18 protein-coding genes are annotated in these 17,384 nt (G+C 68.3%); 8 read left to right on the forward strand and 10 right to left on the reverse strand.

What is annotated here, in order from left to right:
- Positions 1-5 precede the first annotated feature (5 nt).
- The 3 genes from ACIBTM_RS37540 to ACIBTM_RS37550 all read right to left on the reverse strand — a co-directional run bounded on the left by ACIBTM_RS37540 (position 6) and on the right by ACIBTM_RS37550 (position 3,040).
- A complete protein-coding gene (locus ACIBTM_RS37540; protein WP_395881908.1) occupies positions 6-1,601 on the reverse strand; it encodes a carbohydrate-binding protein in 1,596 nt (531 codons plus the stop codon).
- Positions 1,602-1,714: 113 nt separating this feature from the next.
- A complete protein-coding gene (locus ACIBTM_RS37545; protein WP_378345007.1) occupies positions 1,715-2,161 on the reverse strand; it encodes a nuclear transport factor 2 family protein in 447 nt (148 codons plus the stop codon).
- A gap of 3 nt (positions 2,162-2,164) precedes the next feature.
- A complete protein-coding gene (locus ACIBTM_RS37550) occupies positions 2,165-3,040 on the reverse strand; it encodes a TIGR03619 family F420-dependent LLM class oxidoreductase (protein ID WP_395881909.1) in 876 nt (291 codons plus the stop codon).
- Between the two features lie 111 nt (positions 3,041-3,151).
- On the opposite strand from ACIBTM_RS37550, the gene ACIBTM_RS37555 reads away from it, so the two are divergent.
- Entirely contained in the window at positions 3,152-3,943 is a 792-nt protein-coding gene (locus tag ACIBTM_RS37555; RefSeq protein ID WP_395881910.1) for a hypothetical protein, read from the forward strand.
- A 202-nt stretch (positions 3,944-4,145) separates the two neighbouring features.
- Here the strand turns inward: ACIBTM_RS37555 and ACIBTM_RS37560 are convergent, their stop codons facing one another.
- Both ACIBTM_RS37560 and ACIBTM_RS37565 read right to left on the reverse strand, forming a co-directional pair.
- Positions 4,146-4,955: an Fpg/Nei family DNA glycosylase gene (locus ACIBTM_RS37560; RefSeq protein WP_395881911.1), complete on the reverse strand. Its 810-nt coding sequence runs from the start codon at positions 4,953-4,955 to the stop codon at positions 4,146-4,148.
- 1 nt (position 4,956) lies between these two features.
- Complete coding sequence (locus tag ACIBTM_RS37565; protein ID WP_395881912.1) at positions 4,957-5,430, reverse strand: ribose-5-phosphate isomerase; 474 nt, start codon at positions 5,428-5,430, stop codon at positions 4,957-4,959.
- A gap of 45 nt (positions 5,431-5,475) precedes the next feature.
- On the opposite strand from ACIBTM_RS37565, the gene ACIBTM_RS37570 reads away from it, so the two are divergent.
- A complete protein-coding gene (locus ACIBTM_RS37570; RefSeq protein ID WP_395881913.1) occupies positions 5,476-6,195 on the forward strand; it encodes a 2-phosphosulfolactate phosphatase in 720 nt (239 codons plus the stop codon).
- Positions 6,192-6,995: an MBL fold metallo-hydrolase gene (locus ACIBTM_RS37575; RefSeq protein ID WP_395881914.1), complete on the forward strand. Its 804-nt coding sequence runs from the start codon at positions 6,192-6,194 to the stop codon at positions 6,993-6,995. Before ACIBTM_RS37570 ends, ACIBTM_RS37575 begins: the two co-directional genes overlap by 4 nt.
- Here the strand turns inward: ACIBTM_RS37575 and ACIBTM_RS37580 are convergent.
- Positions 6,992-7,612, reverse strand: coding sequence for a disulfide bond formation protein DsbA (locus ACIBTM_RS37580; protein ID WP_395881915.1), 621 nt, complete (start codon positions 7,610-7,612; stop codon positions 6,992-6,994). The two genes, ACIBTM_RS37575 and ACIBTM_RS37580, sit on opposite strands and share 4 nt — an antisense overlap.
- A 166-nt stretch (positions 7,613-7,778) precedes the next feature.
- On the opposite strand from ACIBTM_RS37580, the gene pepN reads away from it, so the two are divergent.
- Positions 7,779-10,352, forward strand: coding sequence for an aminopeptidase N (pepN, locus tag ACIBTM_RS37585; RefSeq protein WP_395881916.1), 2,574 nt, complete (start codon positions 7,779-7,781; stop codon positions 10,350-10,352).
- An 84-nt stretch (positions 10,353-10,436) separates the two neighbouring features.
- Here the strand turns inward: pepN and ACIBTM_RS37590 are convergent, their stop codons facing one another.
- Both ACIBTM_RS37590 and ACIBTM_RS37595 read right to left on the reverse strand, forming a co-directional pair.
- Positions 10,437-10,919 carry a DUF5130 family protein gene (locus tag ACIBTM_RS37590; RefSeq protein WP_395881917.1) on the reverse strand — a complete coding sequence of 161 codons (483 nt, stop codon included), beginning with the start codon at positions 10,917-10,919 and terminating at the stop codon, positions 10,437-10,439.
- Complete coding sequence (locus ACIBTM_RS37595; protein WP_395881918.1) at positions 10,906-11,169, reverse strand: hypothetical protein; 264 nt, start codon at positions 11,167-11,169, stop codon at positions 10,906-10,908. The genes ACIBTM_RS37590 and ACIBTM_RS37595 overlap by 14 nt, the downstream gene beginning before the upstream one ends.
- 291 nt (positions 11,170-11,460) lie before the next feature.
- On the opposite strand from ACIBTM_RS37595, the gene ACIBTM_RS37600 reads away from it, so the two are divergent.
- The gene (locus tag ACIBTM_RS37600) at positions 11,461-11,814 is read left to right on the forward strand and encodes a hypothetical protein (protein ID WP_395881919.1); all 354 of its coding nucleotides are present in this window, start codon (positions 11,461-11,463) and stop codon (positions 11,812-11,814) included.
- Positions 11,815-11,931: 117 nt separating this feature from the next.
- Here the strand turns inward: ACIBTM_RS37600 and ACIBTM_RS37605 are convergent, their stop codons facing one another.
- Positions 11,932-12,426 (reverse strand): HNH endonuclease, encoded by a 495-nt coding sequence (locus ACIBTM_RS37605; RefSeq protein WP_007034711.1) that lies wholly within the window; start codon positions 12,424-12,426, stop codon positions 11,932-11,934.
- A 419-nt stretch (positions 12,427-12,845) separates the two neighbouring features.
- Here ACIBTM_RS37605 and ACIBTM_RS37610 point away from each other — a divergent pair, with 419 nt between their 5' ends.
- From ACIBTM_RS37610 to ACIBTM_RS37620, 3 genes are read left to right on the forward strand one after another with little or no spacing between them, the layout of a single operon-like run.
- Positions 12,846-13,823, forward strand: coding sequence for a mechanosensitive ion channel family protein (locus ACIBTM_RS37610; protein ID WP_395881920.1), 978 nt, complete (start codon positions 12,846-12,848; stop codon positions 13,821-13,823).
- A 20-nt stretch (positions 13,824-13,843) separates the two neighbouring features.
- Positions 13,844-14,239, forward strand: coding sequence for a globin (locus ACIBTM_RS37615; protein ID WP_395881921.1), 396 nt, complete (start codon positions 13,844-13,846; stop codon positions 14,237-14,239).
- The gene (locus ACIBTM_RS37620; protein ID WP_395881922.1) at positions 14,239-15,792 is read left to right on the forward strand and encodes a glycoside hydrolase family 13 protein; all 1,554 of its coding nucleotides are present in this window, start codon (positions 14,239-14,241) and stop codon (positions 15,790-15,792) included. Before ACIBTM_RS37615 ends, ACIBTM_RS37620 begins: the two co-directional genes overlap by 1 nt.
- 77 nt (positions 15,793-15,869) lie before the next feature.
- Here ACIBTM_RS37620 and ACIBTM_RS37625 read toward each other — a convergent pair whose 3' ends face one another.
- Positions 15,870-17,324, reverse strand: a complete 1,455-nt coding sequence (locus ACIBTM_RS37625) for an LVIVD repeat-containing protein (RefSeq protein WP_395881923.1) — start codon at positions 17,322-17,324, stop codon at positions 15,870-15,872.
- Positions 17,325-17,384: the final 60 nt, after the last annotated feature.

Below are 17,384 nucleotides of genomic sequence, written 5' to 3' on the forward strand. Positions count from 1 at the left end.
GAAACCTACCCGGTGGCGAGGTCCGCGTAGTCCAGATTCGCCGGACCGTCCGGTGTGGTGGCGGTGAGCCGGATCGTGTTCGTACCGGCGGCGAGATCCAGTGAGCGCGAGACCGTACTCCAAGCCGTCCACGCGCCGGTGCCCGCGAAGGCGACCCCGGTGGCCACCACGGTTCCGTTCACCGAGACATCGACCGGCCGGTTCGAGGTGGTGCCGTTGGCGTACCCGAAGCTCACCCGCACCGGGCCCGCCGAGGCGGCGTCGACCTTCCACTCCACGTGGCTCCCGACGGCGTTGGCGCCGTTGACGAAACCGGTACCGGAGAATCCCGCGTGATTCGAGTCGATCGTCCCGCCCGCGGACACCGTGCCGGCCTCGGCCTCATGGCGGGTCACCGAGCCGGATCCCTTGGAGACGCGGTAGACCACGGTGCCGTGTGCCGGGACGGACGCGCTGATCTTCCCGGTGGTCGTCCGGGTCGCCTTCGACCACAGATCCTTCAGCAGGTACGACGGTGCGCCGCCGATACCCAGCGCCGCCGCGGTGGTGCCGATCGTCGCGGCCGAAGTGTTCTCATTGGACAGTGCCACCGCCCGGTCCCCATTGGCCAGCACCTTGTTGTAGACGACGAGGCCGCCGTCGGAACTCACGACCGTCGCCTGCTTCCCCAGCGGATCCTGGTCGAGGGCGATGATGTCGGTGTTCTTGAGGATGCCGAACGTCTCCGCGCCCGCCTTGCGCAGATCACTGCCGATGAGCAGCGGCGCGGCCATCATCGCCCAGAGGCTGAAATGGGTGCGGTACTCGGTCGCGGTCATCCCGCCGTTGCCGACTTCGAGCATGTCGGGATCGTTCCAGTGCCCGGGACCGGCGTACTTCGCGAGCACACGGTTCGCCTTCGCCTTGCCGATCATGCTCGTCCAGTTGTCGGAGATGTCGCCGGTGGTGCGCCACAGGTTCCCGACCGGCTCACCCCAGGTCCACACCTTGGGTTCGGACCGGCCCCATTCGCAGATCGAGTAGACGATCGGGCGGCCGGTCCTGGCGAGTGCGTCCCGCATCGCCTTGTACCGCTTCTGCGCGTCGACGCCCTGGTTGTTGCAGTTGTCGTACTTCAGGTAGTCGACGCCCCACGACGCGAAGAGGTTCGCGTCCCGTTGCTCGTGTCCGAGGCCGCCGGGGAAACCCGCGGTGTTGCAGGTCTTGGTGCCGGCGCTGGTGTAGATGCCGAACTTGAGGCCCTTCGAGTGGACGTAGTCGGCCAATGCCTTGATACCGCTGGGGAATCTCTTCGGATCCGGCTGCAGATCACCTTGCGCGTTCCGGGTGGGCAGCGCCCAGCAGTCGTCGATGTTGACGTACCGGTACCCGACGTCCTTCAGGCCCTGCGAGACGAAGATGTCCGCGATCCCCTTGATCATCGCCTCGTCGAATTCCGCGCGGCAATGGGTCGAGTTCCAGTTGTTGAACCCCATCGGCGGGGTGCGGGCGAGGCCGTTTTCCAGCGCCAGCGCGGGTTCGGGAACCGTCAGGACCGGGGTCAGCAGGAGTGCCGCGGCGGCGATGGCCGCGAACCGCCGCAGGAAGGTGGATGCCGACATGCTCTCTCCTTGGATGCGCTCGGGGAAGGCATCCGACGAGTACGCGGCGGAAGAGCACTCGTAGAACCAGTCTTGAGTAAAGAGCGCTTACGAAGCGCGGTCAAGACCGTGTGTCACTCATCGGCCTTCCTGGCGGTGGCCATGGCGCGCTCGGTCTCCCAGAACGCGCGCATCGACACGATCAGCCCGTCCTCGCGCACCCGGTAGACGAACACGCCGTCGGTGTCGACGCGGTAGCCGCCGGGCAGGTACGTCGTGATCGTGCCGACGTTCGCGACCTCGTCCCCGGCCGCGTGGGAATCGCGGATGGTGAACTGGAAGCGTTCGACGTTCGCGATCGTCTTGTCCCAGAAGGCACTGATCCCGTCGTGCCCGTGGTGTCCCTTGCCTTCTTCGTCGAACATCGACCGGCCGATCGGGTCCTCGACGACGGCGTCCCCGGCGAAGAGTTCGAGCCAGGCGGGCTTGTCCCCCGCGGTGACCGCGGTCATCGAACGGAACGCGGCCCGCCGCGCGGGCGGCTGTTCGGTGGCCGGATCCCAGCAGACGTCGACACCCATGGTTCAGTCTCCCAACTTCGCGATGATCCGGTCGCCGAACTTCTTGATGGAATCGAGCTTCGGGCCGACCTCGGCGTCGAAACCGAGGCCGTCGAACACCCACGGCATGGTGATGATGTCGGTGACGCCGATGTCGCCCTGCTCGCGGTAGCCGTCGAGCCCGAACTTGTCGATGCAGACGGCCTGATACTCGAAGGGATCGCCGGCGCGGCCCTGTTCGGCCAGCAGTCCGCGCAGCTTGGCGATCGTGTCGGCCAGGTCGTCGAACTTCATCATCGCCGAAGACCAGCCATCGGCGACGCGCGCGGCCCGGCGCAGCGCGACGTCGGTGTGCCCGCCGATGTAGAACGGCACCCGCGACGGCGGCGTCGGGCTCATGCGGAGCTTGTCGAAGTCGAAGAACTCACCGTGGAACTCGACCATCCCGCCGTCGAGGATCAGGCGCAGCACCTCGATGGCCTCGTCGACGCGTTTGCCGCGCTTCTCGTACGGCGCGCCGCACCAGCGGAACTCCTCCGGCGACCAGCCGACGCCGAGCCCGAGCCCGAACCGGCCGCCGGTCAGCGCCGCGACCGAGTTGACCTGGCGGGCGAGCAGGACCGGGTTCCGGGAGCCGAGTTTGAGCACGGAGGTGTAGAACGTGAGCCGCTCGGTGACCGCGCCCATCGAGGCGGCCGCGACCAGCGGATCGGCCCAGGGGGTCTCCTCGGTCCAGAAGCGGCTGCCGTCGGGCGTGTACGGATAGTCGGCCGAGACCGTTTCGGAATAGAACAGGGAATCCGGGAGCGCGATCGAGGAGAAACCCGCCTCTTCGGCGGCCCGGGCGAGCTCGCCCAGCTGATCGAGCGGATTCATCGCGATCGACAGGGTGAACTTCATGGGGCCGAACTATAACGTGTTCTAGTTTCGCCCGCCAGTGCGCGCGGGAACCCCAGGCGGGTTCTCCGCGTTGATCCGGGCAAAGGCCGAACGATTCCTGGAGTTGAACCCATGGGCACCGCGATCTTCCTGATCGTGCTCCTCGTCGTCGTGGTCGGCGGCGGCATCTACTTCGCGAAATCCCAGGCGGCGGCCAAGAAGCGCCAGCTGGACGACGCGAAGGCGGACGCACGGCGCCTGGTCGAACGACTGGGCGGTCAGGTCATGAACCTCACCGGCACGGACACCGCCTCCCAGCAGGCGATGGCGGACGCGTCCGAACGCTTCACCGCCGCGGGCTCCCAGATGGAGCAGGCGCAGACCGTCGAGCAGGCCCGGCTGGTGCGCGAGACCGCCATCGAGGGGCTCTATTACGTCCGCGCGGCGCGGCTCGCGATGGGCATGGACCCCGGTCCGGAACTGCCCGGCAGCGAAGAGCGCGATCGGGCGGGCAAGGTCACCGAGTACCGCTCGGTCGACGTCGAGGGCGAGCACTACGAGGCCTCGCCGGACCCGAGCCAGCGCACGCCGCACTACTACCCCGGTGGCCGCGTGGCCGGCCGCCCGGTGCCGCAGGGCTGGTACAGCGAGCCGTGGTGGAAGCCCGCGCTCGTCGCCGGCGCCTGGGGTCTCGGTTCGATGCTGCTGTTCAGCGCGATGTTCTCCGGTATGGCGGGGATCGCGAGCGCGTCGGCCTGGGAGTCCGGGTACGACGCGGGCCAGGAGGACGCGGGCGCCGGCGGTGACGCGGGCGGCGACGCCGGAGGCGACACGGGCGGGGACGCCGGTGGGTTCGACGGCGGCGGTTTCGATGGTGGCGGGTTCGACGGCGGGGGCTTCGATGGCGGAGGCTTCGACTTCTAGCCCGCGCCCCGTCCCTCAAATGCTATGAAAGGTCCTTTCCTTGCAAAATTTGCAAGGAAAGGACCTTTCATAGCATTAGGAAGCTGTTCGGGCGGGTTCACAGGTCGGGCGGGTCGTGAGTGACCGGACGACACAGGTGATCCGGCGGTCGACACGCGTGACTGGATGGACGACACGAGCGCAGCGGTCCGGGCCGAGTACGTCAGGCGGGCTGGCAGGTCGGGCACCAGAAGAGGTTCCGCGCCGCCAGATCGCTCCGCAGCACCGCCGTCCCGCACACGAGACAGGGCATCCCCTCGCGGCGGTAAACGTAGACCTCGCCCCCGTGCCGGTCCTGCCGCGGCGCGCGGCCGGTGACCTCGGGCAGATGCTCCGGGGCGACCGTGTCGATCCGTCCCACCCGGACACCGTGCCGCATGAGCGTCACGAGATCCGCCCACATGTCGTCCCACAGCCCGCGATCGAGCGCGCGGCCGGGGACGAGCGGGGCAACACCGTGCCGGAACAGCACCTCGGCGCGATACACGTTGCCGACGCCCGCCAGCACCGACTGGTCCATCAGCAGTGCCGCGATCGACGTCTTCGACCGCGAGATCCGCTCCCACGCCTTGTCCGGCTTCGCGTCACGACGCAGCGGATCCGGGCCGAGCCGCGCTTTGATCGCGTCGACCTGGGGCGCGTCCAGGAGTTCGCACTGGTTCGGGCCGCGCAGGTCGGCGGAATGCGTCGGTCCGACCAGCCGCATCCGTACCTGGCCCACCGGCTCCGAAACGGGCAGCGGCTCGTCGGAGAACGTGCCGTAGAGGCCGAGGTGGACGTGCACCGTCCCGTGTGGACCGTAGTCGTGGAACAGGTGCTTCCCGTACGCCTCGGCCTTCACCAGCACCCGGCCGTCCAAACGGGACGCTTCCGCGGCGAACCGTCCCTGCGGACTGCCCACCTCGACCGGATGACCGGCGAAACGGCGTTTGTGCAGACGTGCCAGACGATGGAGCGTGTGCCCCTCGGGCATGTCAGTGCTCGGGCAGCGGCGGCGGCCAGCCGGTGTTCTCGTAGTCCAGGATCTGCTGGACGCGGCGGCCGTGGCGCTCGTCCGGGCTCGGCGGGGTCGCGAGGAACGCCTCGACGATCTCCGTGGCCTCTTCGGTGCTGTGCATCCGCGCGCCGACGCCGATCAGCTGGGCGTGGTTGTGCTCGCGGGTGAGCTTCGCGGTCTCGACGCTCCACGCGAGGCCGGCGCGAGCGCCCTTCACCTTGTTGGCCGCGATCTGCTCGCCGTTGCCGGAGCCGCCGACGACGATGCCGAGGCTGCCCTCGTCCGCGACGACGCGGCGGGCCGCCTCGATGCAGAACGCCGGGTAGTCGTCGGCCGCGTCGTAGACGAAGGGGCCGACGTCCTCGACGTCGTGGCCCTGCTCCTTGAGGTGGGCCACGAGGTGGTTCTTCAGTTCGAAACCGGCATGGTCAGAGCCAAGGTAAACACGCACAGCGCGGAGTCTGCCATCACGTTCCGGCGCGGGCATGCTGTGGGGGTGGACATCAGACTCGAATGGGGATCCGAGGGTGTCGCCGCCTTGGGCGCGGAATGCGCCGTGCTGGTCATCGTCGACGTACTTTCCTTCTGCACCACAACGGATCTCGTGCTGGGCAACGGCGGCCGGGTGCTGCCGGTCCACTGGCGAGACCATCGCGGCGAGGAGGCCGCGAAAGCGCGGGGAGCCATCCTCGCGGGTGAAAGTGAATGGACTTTGCGACCTTCGTCTGTGACGGAAATCCCTTCCGGCACGCTCCTGGCACTGCCGTCTCCCAACGGCGCCACGCTCTGCGACGCCGCCGCCACGACCGGTGCCGAAGTCCTGGCGGGATGCCTGCGCAACGCGTCCGCCGTCGCCACGCGCGCGGCGGAACTCGCGGACGGCCGGCCGATCGGCGTCATCCCGGCGGGGGAACGCTGGGGCATCGACCTGTACAGCGAGTCCAAGACGTTCGGACCGCTGAGGCCGTGCGTCGAGGACCAGCTCGGCGCGGGGGCGATCGCCGCGGCACTGGACGGCTACGGCCGCCTGTCCGCCGAAGCCCGTCTCGCGGCCATCGCGGCGAAAACGATCGACATCGCCGAAGCACTGACAGAGTGTTCTTCGGGGCGCGAGCTCGCCGCGGCCGGGCACGCGAACGACGTGGCCCTCGCCGCACAGCTCGACACGAGCGGCACGGTTCCTGTGCTGCGCAACGGAATTCTGGAGGATTCGTGACTTGGCTCGAACTCGCGGACGGCGTGTACGCGCGCCGTTACGAGGAGCTGGACCTGACCGTCGGCCTCGTCGTCGGCGATGAACGCTGCCTGGTCGTCGACGTTCGCGGTGATGTCGACCAGGGTGCCGAACTGGCCGCGGCGGTGCGGGAGATCACGCCGCTGCCGTGGTCCGTCGTCTACACCCACGCGCATTTCGATCACGCCTTCGGCACGACGGCGTTCCTGCCGTGCGACGTCTGGGCGCACGAAGCGTGCCTGACCGAGCTGACGACCCACGGCGACGCCTCCCGGCTCAAGTGGATCCAGCACTATCTCGGTGAGAACCGCCCGGAGATGGCGGAGGCGCTGGAACGCACCGAAATCACCATGCCGGACAAGCCGGTCGTCGAAACCGCCGAGATCGACCTCGGCGGCCGCACCGCCGTGCTGCGGTTCCTCGGCCGGGCCCACACGGATCACGACCTGTTCGTGCACGTGCCCGACGCGGGCGTGATCTTCGCGGGCGACGCCGTCGAGAACGCCGAAGCCGGCTTCAGCGCGTTCTCCTTCAACGACGGCAGCTTCCTGGCCGAATGGCCGGGCGTGCTGGACTCGATCCTCGCGCTGGAACCGAAGATCATCGTGGCCGGGCACGGGGACCCCGTCGACGCCGCCTTCATCGAGAAGCACCGAGACGGGCTGCGCGAACTCATCGCGCTCAAGACCGGGATCGCGGCGGGAGACCTCACGACGGACGAAGCCGTCGCGAGGTCCCCCTACCCCGGCGATGTCACCAGGGCCGCCCTGGCGACCCCTTAATCGAAGTTCAGCTCACCGGACCGGGTGCGCTTCAGCTCGAAGAAGTCCGGGTAGCTCGCCAGCGCGCGGGCGCCGTCGAAGACCTTGACGGCGTCCTCGCCACGCGGGATCGAGCTGAGCACCGGGCCGAAGAAGGCGACGCCGTCGATGTGGATGGTCGGGGTGCCGACGTCCATTCCGACCGGATTCATACCTTCGTAGTGACTCTTTTTGAGCGCTTCGTCGTACTCGGTCGACTCGGCTGCCTCGGCCAGTTCGGCCGGGGCACCGATGGCCTCGAGGGTCTCCTTGATGACCTTCGGGATGTCCTTGTCGCCCTGGTTGTGGTGGCGCGTGCCGAACTCCGTGTAGAAGTCGCGCAGGGCCTCCTCGCCGTTCTTCTCCGCCAGCGCGGTGGCCACGCGGACGGGGCCCCAGCCGCGGCCCAGCAGCTCCTTGTACTGCTCAGGCAGGTCCTCACGGCCGCTGTTGAGCTCGGACAGGCTCATGATCCGGAACCTCAGGTCGAGGTTGCGGTGCTTCTCCACCTCGAGGATCCAGCGCGAGCTGATCCAGGCGAAGGGGCAGATCGGGTCGAAGTAGAAGTCGACCTTGGTCTTCTCGGACGGGGCGGTCATCAGGTTCTCCCAGTGCCATCGTCTTGGGGTGGTCCGGTACACACACGGTGCTACACAGCGGCCAACATCGCCGCCGTCGGCGTTGTTCCCGTCGTCAGCACGGGCTCCGACATGATTGGATGCTGTAGTTGGAAACCAAAACCGATACCGATGACCAGAGGTGCCAGTGCCCGCCCCCAACCTGACCCGAGACCAAGCCAAGCTGCGCGCGGAACTGCTCGACGTCGAGTCCTACGACATCGAGCTGGATCTGACCGACGGCCGTGGCGGTCCCGGTGAGAAGACCTTCACGTCGAAGACGACGATCAAGTTCGCGAGCGCCAGAAGCGGCGAAGCGTCGTGGATCGACATCGTCGCGGAGGGGATCGAGTCGGCCGTCCTCAACGGGACGGACCTCGACGTCAGCGGGTACGTCGAGGACAAGGGCATCGAGCTGCCCGGGCTCGCCGAGTCGAACGAGCTCGTCGTGGACGCGGTCTGCCGGTACATGAACACCGGCGAGGGCCTGCACCGGTTCGTCGACCCGGTCGACGACGGCGTCTACCTCTACACACAGTTCGAGACCGCGGACGCGAAGCGCATGTTCGCCTGCTTCGACCAGCCCGACCTCAAGTCGGTCTACCGGCTCACCGTGATCGCGCCGAAGGACTGGAAGGTCATCTCGAACGCGCTGATCGAATCCACGGAGGAGACCCCGGAAGGGGCCGTCCGCACCGTGTTCAAGGTGTCCGAGCGGATCTCGACCTACCTGGTCGCGCTGATCGCGGGCCCGTACAGCGAGTGGCGCGACGAATTCTCCGACTCCCACCGCACGATCCCGCTGGGCATCTACTGCCGCGCCTCGCTCGCCGAGCATATGGACGCGGACAAGCTGTTCACCGAGACCAAGCAGGGTTTCGCCTTCTACCACGAGAAGTTCGCGACCCCGTACCCGTTCTCCAAGTACGACCAGCTGTTCGTGCCGGAGTTCAACGCGGGCGCGATGGAGAACGCCGGCGCGGTCACCTTCCTGGAGGACTACGTCTTCCGCAGCCGCGTCACCCGCTACGCCTACGAGCGCCGCGCCGAGACGCTGCTGCACGAGATGGCGCACATGTGGTTCGGCGACCTGGTCACCATGCGCTGGTGGGACGACCTGTGGCTGAACGAGTCGTTCGCGACCTTCGCGAGCGTGCTGGCCCAGGCCGAGGCCACCGAGTACAAGAACGCGTGGACCAGCTTCGCGAACATCGAGAAGTCGTGGGCGTACCGGCAGGACCAGCTGCCCTCGACGCACCCGATCGCCGCGGACATCGTCGACCTGCACGCGGTCGAGGTGAACTTCGACGGCATCACCTACGCCAAGGGCGCGAGCGTGCTCAAGCAGCTCGTCGCCTATGTCGGGCTGGAGCACTTCCTCGAAGGCCTCAAGGTCTACTTCGGCAAGCACGCCTGGGGCAACGCGACCCTGGCGGACCTGCTGGGCGCGCTGGAAGAGGCCTCGGGCCGCGACCTGTCGTGGTGGAGCGCGCAGTGGCTGGAGACCACCGGTCTCAACTCGCTGAGCCCGCGCTACGAGATCGGCGCCGACGGCACGTACTCCGCGTTCGCCGTCACCCAGACCGGCGCCAAGCCGGGTGCCGGCGAGCTGCGCACGCACCGCGTCGCGGTCGGCGTCTACGACGAGGACGAGAACGGCAAGATCGTCCGCAAGCACCGCGTCGAGCTCGACGTGGACGGCGAGCGCACCGAGGTGCCGGGGCTGGTCGGTCTCCCGGCGGGCAAGCTCGTGCTGGTCAACGACGACGACCTGACCTACTGCACGATGCGGCTCGACCCGGCGTCGCTGACCACGCTGATCGACCGCATCGCCGACATCACCGAACCGCTGCCCCGCACGCTGTGCTGGTCGGCGGCGTGGGAGATGACGCGCGAGGCCGAGCTCAAGGCCCGCGACTTCGTCACGCTGGTGCAGCGTGGCGTGCACACCGAGACCGAGGTCGGCGTGGTGCAGCGGCTGCTGCTGCAGGCGCAGACGGCACTGAACTCGTACGCGAAGCCGGAGTGGGCGGCGGACAAGGGCTGGCCGGAGTTCTCCGCGCGGCTGCTGGAACTGGCGCAGGGCGCCGAGGCCGGTTCGGACCACCAGCTCGCGTTCGTGAACTCGCTCGCCGGTTGCGTGCTCGACGACAAGACGCTGGCGATCATCGCGGGCTGGCTCGACGGCACGGCGCCGCTGGAGGGCCTGACCGTCGACACCGACCTGCGCTGGCGGCTGCTGCACGCGCTGGTCGCGCACGGCAAGGCGGAGAACCCCGAGATCGACGCGGAACTCGGCAAGGACGACACCGCCGCCGGACGGCGCCAGGCGGAGCGCTCACGGGCGCTGCGGCCGACCGCCGAGGCGAAGGCCGACGCGTGGCAGCGGGCGGTGTACGACGACGAGCTGCCCAACGCGGTCAGCGACTCGCTCATCACCGGCTTCTCCCACCCGGGCCAGAAGCACCTGCTGGGCGACTACGTGACGCGCTACTTCGACGTCATCGACGAGGTGTGGCAGCGGCGCTCCAGCGAGCGGGCGCAGCCGACCGTGGTCGGGCTGTACCCGTCGTGGGCCGTCGAGCCGGCGACCGTCACGGCGTCGGACGAGTGGCTGGCCGGGGAGCACCCGGCGGCGCTGCGCCGTCTCGTGTCGGAAGGCCGGGCCGGGATCGTGCGGGCGCTGGCCGCCCGTGAGTTCGACTCGCAGGCCGGGGTCTAGTCCCCGTAAACGCTATGAACGGTCCGTTCCTTGCAAATTTCGCAAGGAACGGACCGTTCATAGCATTTGAAGCGGCTTAAAGCGTCAGTGCTGCGGAGCGCCCGCCTGGTCGCTCAGCATGCGGAGAGCGTTCACGAGGCCACCGACGAGGTCGCCTTCCTTGAACGAGGCCACCATGCTGGCCACGGCGAGCTTCGCGCCGCGGTCGGGCAGGCGGTGCCGGGCCTGCGTGCCCGTCACGATCTCGATCGCCCGTTGGCCGGGCGACACGGCGACGACGACGCCGTCGGCCGGGTTGTCGGTCGAGGTCAGCAGGCCTTCGGCGGTGACGCGGGTGTCCTCGCCGAGGTCGCCGAGGTACACACTGAAGTCCAGGCCGGTCTCGCGGCTGGCGAGCGTCAGCGCCTCGTCCAGCCGGGCGAGCTGCTGGGTCGTGAATGGGCTGATCGGACCAGCCGGTTCGTACATCTTGGCGGCGGAAATCCGGCCGCTCGAAGTAACGGCGGCGCCGTAACCGGGCTCTTCGTCAACAGCGGTGGACGAATGGGTCAGTTCACCAGTTGCCACGAGCGCCTCCCGTCACCGAAGCTCCGTCCGCAGCGACGACGGCGGTCGCGCCGCCCCCGCTCGCGTGCGAATGCCTTGCGCCGACACCGTCAGGGTTGGCGCTCCACCACATGGCCGGGTACTCCCACGGCTGCCCCGGCCGGTACCGGGCGACGCCCGCGCCCTTCGACCGCAGCGTGGCCACCCCGCACAGCGCGTAGATGGCCAAGGGGATCACCGCGAAGACCAGGATCGTCTCGACAAGGTTCACGCGCGTGAGCGTATCCGATGGCGTGCGGCCGCACCCGCTCGCACGGCCTTGCGCCGCGGCACGTACCGCTCGTCGTCCGGAGGGGGCCGTCCGCCGCTTGCCGCGAAAGCGCTCCCACGTTGGGGCGAAGCCCTCAAGGCCGAAAGGTTGCAACTCAACGTACGGGCGGCCGCACCCGGCGCTGTCGTCTTGTCGCGGCCTTGAAATCCTCGTAGCTTTTTCACCTGTACGGGCCTTGCGCCCAGCTCCCCCACCCCAGCAGGTAACGCACCGGTCGCAGGAGGATATGTCATGCAGAGCACCCAGACACCCGGCCAGGCGATCATCGACGACGTTTCGTCACTCTTCGAAATTGAATTCGTCCCCGGCACGCGTGTGACGGCGGGCACACGGGTTACGCGCGGTACTCGCGTCACTCGCGGTACGCGGGTCACCGCCGGTACCCGGGTCACCCGCGGAACTCGCGTCACCCGAGGCACCCGCGTCACCGCTGGAACCCGCGTCACCCGTGGCACGCGCGTCACCCGCGGCACCCGCGTGACGGCAGGCACCCGCGTCACCTGCGGCACGCGTGTCACTCGCGGAACCCGCGTCACCCGGGGCACCCGCGTCACCTGCCAGAGCGACTTCTCCCTCGCCGCCTGAGTCCGGGCACGACCGGCAAGTAGGGGACGGCGAGCTTCACCACGGCGTCATCGGCCCGCCCCGGCCGCCGAAAGGCAGCCGGGGCGCCGACGTTTTCAGGGCCCGGTCAAGGTCAGGTCAGGCCGCGGTTCCCAGGTACGGCCGCCACAACGGGTCGGCCTCCTTCGAATGCGCGAGCAGCCGCCAGTGCGGCCCGTGCGGGGCCCTCGGCACGACGCGCAGGCGCCAGCCGATCTCGGAAAGCAGCTTGTCCGCCTTCCGGTGGTTGCACTTGGCGCAGCAGGCCACGCAGTTCGTCCAGCTGTGGGGACCTCCGCGACTGCGCGGGACGACGTGGTCGATGGTCTCGGCCCGCCCCCCGCAGTAAGCGCAGCGGTATCGATCGCGATGCATCAGCCCGGCCCGGGTCAGCGGCACCTGCGCGCGGTAGGGCACGCGCACGTAGGTACTCAGCCGGATCACCGAAGGCACGGGCAGCGAGACCGTGGCGGCGTGCAGTTCGAGCCCCGCCGGGTCTCCGTGCACCACCTCGGCCTTGCCGCACATCACGAGGACCACCGCGCGCCGCAACGGCAGCGCCGTGAGCGGTTCGAACGTGGCGTTCAACAGCAATACCCGTCTGCGGCCCCAAGACGACGCTGTTGTCGTAGTGGGTACCGCCGTGGACGACGGGTCCCGCCCTCTACGCTGTCCGGGCGGGCGGGCAACACCCCCTGGCCGCGTTCCCGGCCCGCCCGGTGGAGCCCCGTGCGAGGGGGCACCTCCCGGATGGGCACGCAACACGACCTCCGGCGCCTGTCCGGCCACGGCTTGGCTCGGGACGCCGAGGGGGATGGGTTGTCGGTCTGGCACTCGACCACCTCCACCGGTGCAGGCATAGTCGACCACAGATCAGCCCCAAAGTGCACGTGTGTTACTGGACGTGTCACATGCGCGCGACCCGGCGGCCACATGAAGTTGGGTGTTTCGCCTCCGCCGGGGGCGTGCGGCGTGACCGATCCCCGCCGAGTACGAAAGGACATTTCCTCTCCGTGAACCTGCTGCCCACCGAACCCCCGGCCTGCACGCGCGAAGCCGGCAGCCTGTGCTACCAGGTGTTCCAGGTCACAAAGAACGAATGGCTCTCCGCGTCGGCGGGCTGGCTGCTGACGAAGCCGATCAGGATCCTGATGATCGTCGCCGTGGCGTTCCTGCTGCGGTACCTGGTGCGACGCCTGATCAACCGCGTGACGCGGATGCCGAGCGGCTCCTCGAAACTGCCCGCCCTCTTGAGACCGCTGCGGGAGAAGGCTCCCGAGGTGCTCGGATCGTCGGTGATGGAACGGCGCCGTCAGCGCGCCGCCACGATCGGCTCGGTGCTCAAGTCGATGGCGACGTTCTTCATCTACGGCCTCGCGTTCATCCTCGTACTGGGCGAACTGGGTATCGACCTGGCGCCGATCATCGCCTCCGCCGGCATCGTCGGTGTCGCGCTCGGTTTCGGTGCGCAGAACCTCGTCAAGGACTTCCTGTCCGGCATCTTCATGATGATCGAGGACCAATACGGCGTCGGTGACGTCGTCGACGTCGGCGAGGCGTCCGGCACCGTCGAGGCCGTCGGCCTCCGGATCACCACTTTGCGTGACATCAACGGCACCGTCTGGTACGTCCGCAACGGCGAGGTGCTCCGGGTCGGCAACTCGAGCCAGGGCTTCGCGGTCGCCGTCGTCGACGTCCCGCTCAGCTACTCGGCCGACGTCGAGAAGGCCACCGAGCTGATGGCCGAGAAGGCGAAGACGCTCCTGGAGAGCGAAGGACTGGCGCCCAACGTGCTGGAGCCGCCGGAGATGCTCGGCGTGGAGACCGTCACCCCCGAGGGCATCAAGCTCCGGCTGACGGTGAAGGTCCGGCCGGGCAAGCAGTGGTCCGTGCAGCGCGCGCTGCGGGCACACCTGCTCGCCGCGCTCGACGAGGCGGGCTTCGAGCCACCTCTGGGGCGCTTTATGTCGTCCGGCCCTGCCTCGCAGTAGGACAAGGGCAGAATGGAGCTGTGTCCGTGACCGAACCTGATCCCACCACCTTGTACGAGGCCATCGGCGGTGAACCGGTGTTCACCCGGATCGTCGCGCGGTTCTACGCCGAAGTGGCGGTCGACGAGGTGCTTCGCCCGCTGTATCCGGAGGAGGACCTCGGCCCGGCCGAGGAGCGTTTCCGGCTGTTCCTCATGCAGTACTGGGGCGGCCCGCACACCTACTCCGACCAGCGCGGTCACCCGCGGCTGAGGATGCGGCACGCCCCGTTCAAGATCGGCCCGATCGAACGCGACGCCTGGTTGCGCTGCATCGAGATCGCGGTCGACGAGGAGAACATCGAGGAGCCCTACCGCGGGCAGCTGTGGGCGTACCTGGAGATGGCCGCCAACAGCATGATGAACAGTTTCGTGTGATGGAGCGCGACGTGGCTTGGTGGGACCAGGCGGTCTTCTACCAGGTCTACGTGCGCTCGTTCGCAGATTCGGACGGGGACGGCGTCGGTGACCTCGAAGGCATCCGCGGCAAGCTCGGCTACCTGGAGCTGCTCGGGGTCGACGCGCTGTGGCTGGCGCCGTTCTACCGCTCCCCCATGGCCGACCACGGCTACGACATCGCCGACCCGCGCGACGTCGACCCGATGTTCGGCACCCTCGGCGACTTCGACGTGCTGCTGACCGAGGCGCACAAACGCGGTATCAAGGTCACCGTCGACGTCGTCCCCAATCACACCAGCAATACCCATGCCTGGTTCAAATCGGCGATGGCGGCGCCGCCGGGCAGCCCGGAACGGGATCGCTACATCTTCCGTGACGGGCTCGGCCCGCGCGGCGACCAGCCGCCGAACAACTGGGTCAGCTCGTTCGGCGGCCCGGCGTGGACGCGGGTGCCGGACGGCCAGTGGTACCTGCACCTGTTCTCGCCGCAGCAGCCGGATCTGAACTGGGCCAACCACGAGGTCGCCGCCGATCTGGAGCGGACCCTGCGGTTCTGGCTGGACCACGGCGTGGACGGCTTCCGCATCGACGTCGCGCACGGTATGGCGAAACCGCCGGGCCTGCCGGATATGGACCCGAGGGTGAACCCGCTCGGGCCGAGCGAGTTCTACGACCCGCGGTTCGACAACGACCGTGTCCACGAGATCCACCAGATGATCCGCAAGGTGCTCGACGAGTACCCGGGCACCATGGCCGTCGGCGAGATCTGGGTGACCGACGAGGAGCGCCTCGCGCGCTACCTACGGCCGGACGAGCTGCACCTGGCCTTCAACTTCCGGCTCGTGCTCACGCACTTCGACGCGGACGCGCTGCGGACGGCCATCGAGCGGTCCTTGGCGGTGCCGAAAGCCGCCGGAGCCCCCGCCACCTGGACGTTGAGCAACCACGACGTCTGGCGGCAGGTCAGCCGGTACGGCGGCGGCGAACGCGGCGTCCGGCGCGCCAGGGCGATGGCGCTCGTCGAGCTGGCGCTGCCCGGCGCGGTCTATCTGTACAACGGCGAGGAACTGGGGCTCGGCAACGTCGACATCCCGCCGGAGGCGCTCGCGGATCCGCGAGCCAAGATCTCCGGTGCCGAGTTCGGCCGGGACGCGTCACGTGTGCCGCTGCCGTGGGAAGGCGACCTGCCGCCGTTCGGTTTCTCCCGCAATCCGAGGACGTGGTTGCCGATGCCGGCCTCGTGGGCGTCGGTGACCGTCGAAGCGCAGCTGGAGGATCCGGCGTCGACGCTCTCGCTGTACCGGCGGGCGATCGAGATCCGCAAGTCGCACAAGGCTTTCCGCGGTGACGAGCTCGAATGGTACGGCGCCCCGGCCGGATGTTTCGCGTTCCGGCGGCGCGGCGGCAGGCTGGTCTGCGCGCTGAACACGTCGGCGAGCCCGATCGCGCTGCCGCCGGGCGAGGTGCTGCTGTCGAGCGTGCCGTTGGTGAACGGGAAACTGCCGCCGGACGCGGCCGCCTGGCTCGTCTGACCCCCTTCCCCGCGTGCAATGAACGGTCCGTTCCTTGCAAATTTCGCAAGGAACGGACCGTTCATGGCGTTACCGGGTCAGTTGTTGTTGAAGCCCGGGTGCAGCTTGTACTGCGTCTGGGCGTTGAACTGGTTCTGCCGGACGAGCTTCGCCGGGAAGGTCCGCCAGTCGTTGAGGTCCAGGACGTCCAGGCCCTTCACGATGTCGGACGAGAAGATGTAGCCGTTGTACCAGTACGTCGACCACGTCCCACCGCCGACGAGCTTCTCGTTCGACAGCGGGCCCCGCTCCCAGAACGCGATCTCCTTCGGCTTCGCCGAGTCGGTGAAGTCCCACACCGAGACACCGCCCTGGTACCAGGACTGGACCATGATGTCCTTGCCCGGCACCGGGATCAGCGAACCGTTGTGCGCCACGCAGTTCTCGGTCTCGGACTGCAGCCGCGGGATCTTGTAGTAGCTGCGGAACTCCAGCTTGCGGTCGTCGCCGCGGCCGGTGATCTCGTAGATGCCGTTGGCACCGCGGGTGGAGCCGAACTTCTCCAGGCAGGTCGCCATCCCGCCGCCGCCGAGTTCGTCGGTGAAGACGATCTTGGTGGCGTCGTTGTTGAAGGTGGCGCTGTGCCAGAACGCGAAGTTCACGTTGTCCTGGACGCGGTTGATGACCCGCGGCTTGAGCCGGTCGGAGATGTCGAGCAGGACGCCGTCACCCATGCAGGCGCCGGCCATCAGGTCCTTCTCCGGCAGCGCCGTGAGGTCGTGGCAACCGGTGGTCGCCGAGCGGCGGGTGCCGTCGGGGTTGGTGCCGCCTTCGTTGCCACCGTCCGGGAACAGCACCGGCGTCGCGACCAGCGAGGCCTTCGCCGGCTCCTTCACCGGGACCTTGATGATCGACAGCTTGTCGTGCGGCGGCTGGCAGTCGGGCAGGTTCGCCGCCGGCGCGTACGACGAGACGTAGATGTAGACGTCCTTGCCGCGTTTGTCCGGCACCAGGGTGTTGGTGTGCGAACCGCAGTCGGTCTCGACCGCCGCGACGTACTTCGGCGCCGCGAGGTTCGAGATGTCGAAGATCTTGATGCCCTCCCACGCCGTCTTGTCCGAGGCGGGCTTCGAGACGCTGTTGCACGAGTTGTCGCTGCGCGACGAGTCGGTCGACAGGAAGAGCAGGTCACCGGAGATCGACACGTCGTTCTGCCCACCGGGGCAGAGGACCTGGCTGACGATCTTCGGGCGGTACGGGTTGCGGACGTCGAAGACGTTGAACCCGTCGTAGGTACCGATGATCGCGTGCCCCTTGGTGAACGCGATGTCGGTGCCGGTCGAGTCCTTGGTGAACGGTCCCTGCTGCGGGACGTTCGCGATCGACCGGAGATTCGGGCTGTGGACGATCTCGTCCACACCCGGGATCGCGGTCGCCGACGGTTCGGCGACGACGGCCGGCGCGGCGAGCGCGCTGGAGGCCCCGAGGGCGGCGACCGCGGCCGCCGACACGAAGACCCTGGTCAAGCGACGTTTCAGCCCAGGCTGCAGCACGATATGGCTCTCCTTCCACCCAGCTTTACGCGCACCTTATTCCTTATTTAGGCTCAGCAG

The organism is Amycolatopsis sp. NPDC049868, assembly GCF_044461365.1.
Lineage (GTDB): Bacteria > Actinomycetota > Actinomycetes > Mycobacteriales > Pseudonocardiaceae > Amycolatopsis.

Excerpts from the sequence above, each read along its gene's own strand:
- ACIBTM_RS37540 (WP_395881908.1), bottom strand. The coding sequence starts at position 1,601 with ATGTCGGCATCCACCTTCCTGCGGCGGTTCGCGGCCATCGCCGCCGCG.
- ACIBTM_RS37545 (WP_378345007.1), bottom strand. The coding sequence starts at position 2,161 with ATGGGTGTCGACGTCTGCTGGGATCCGGCCACCGAACAGCCGCCCGCG.
- ACIBTM_RS37550 (WP_395881909.1), bottom strand. The coding sequence starts at position 3,040 with ATGAAGTTCACCCTGTCGATCGCGATGAATCCGCTCGATCAGCTGGGC.
- ACIBTM_RS37555 (WP_395881910.1), top strand. The coding sequence starts at position 3,152 with ATGGGCACCGCGATCTTCCTGATCGTGCTCCTCGTCGTCGTGGTCGGC.
- ACIBTM_RS37560 (WP_395881911.1), bottom strand. The coding sequence starts at position 4,955 with ATGCCCGAGGGGCACACGCTCCATCGTCTGGCACGTCTGCACAAACGC.
- ACIBTM_RS37580 (WP_395881915.1), bottom strand. The coding sequence starts at position 7,612 with ATGACCGCCCCGTCCGAGAAGACCAAGGTCGACTTCTACTTCGACCCG.
- ACIBTM_RS37600 (WP_395881919.1), top strand. The coding sequence starts at position 11,461 with ATGCAGAGCACCCAGACACCCGGCCAGGCGATCATCGACGACGTTTCG.
- ACIBTM_RS37620 (WP_395881922.1), top strand. The coding sequence starts at position 14,239 with ATGGAGCGCGACGTGGCTTGGTGGGACCAGGCGGTCTTCTACCAGGTC.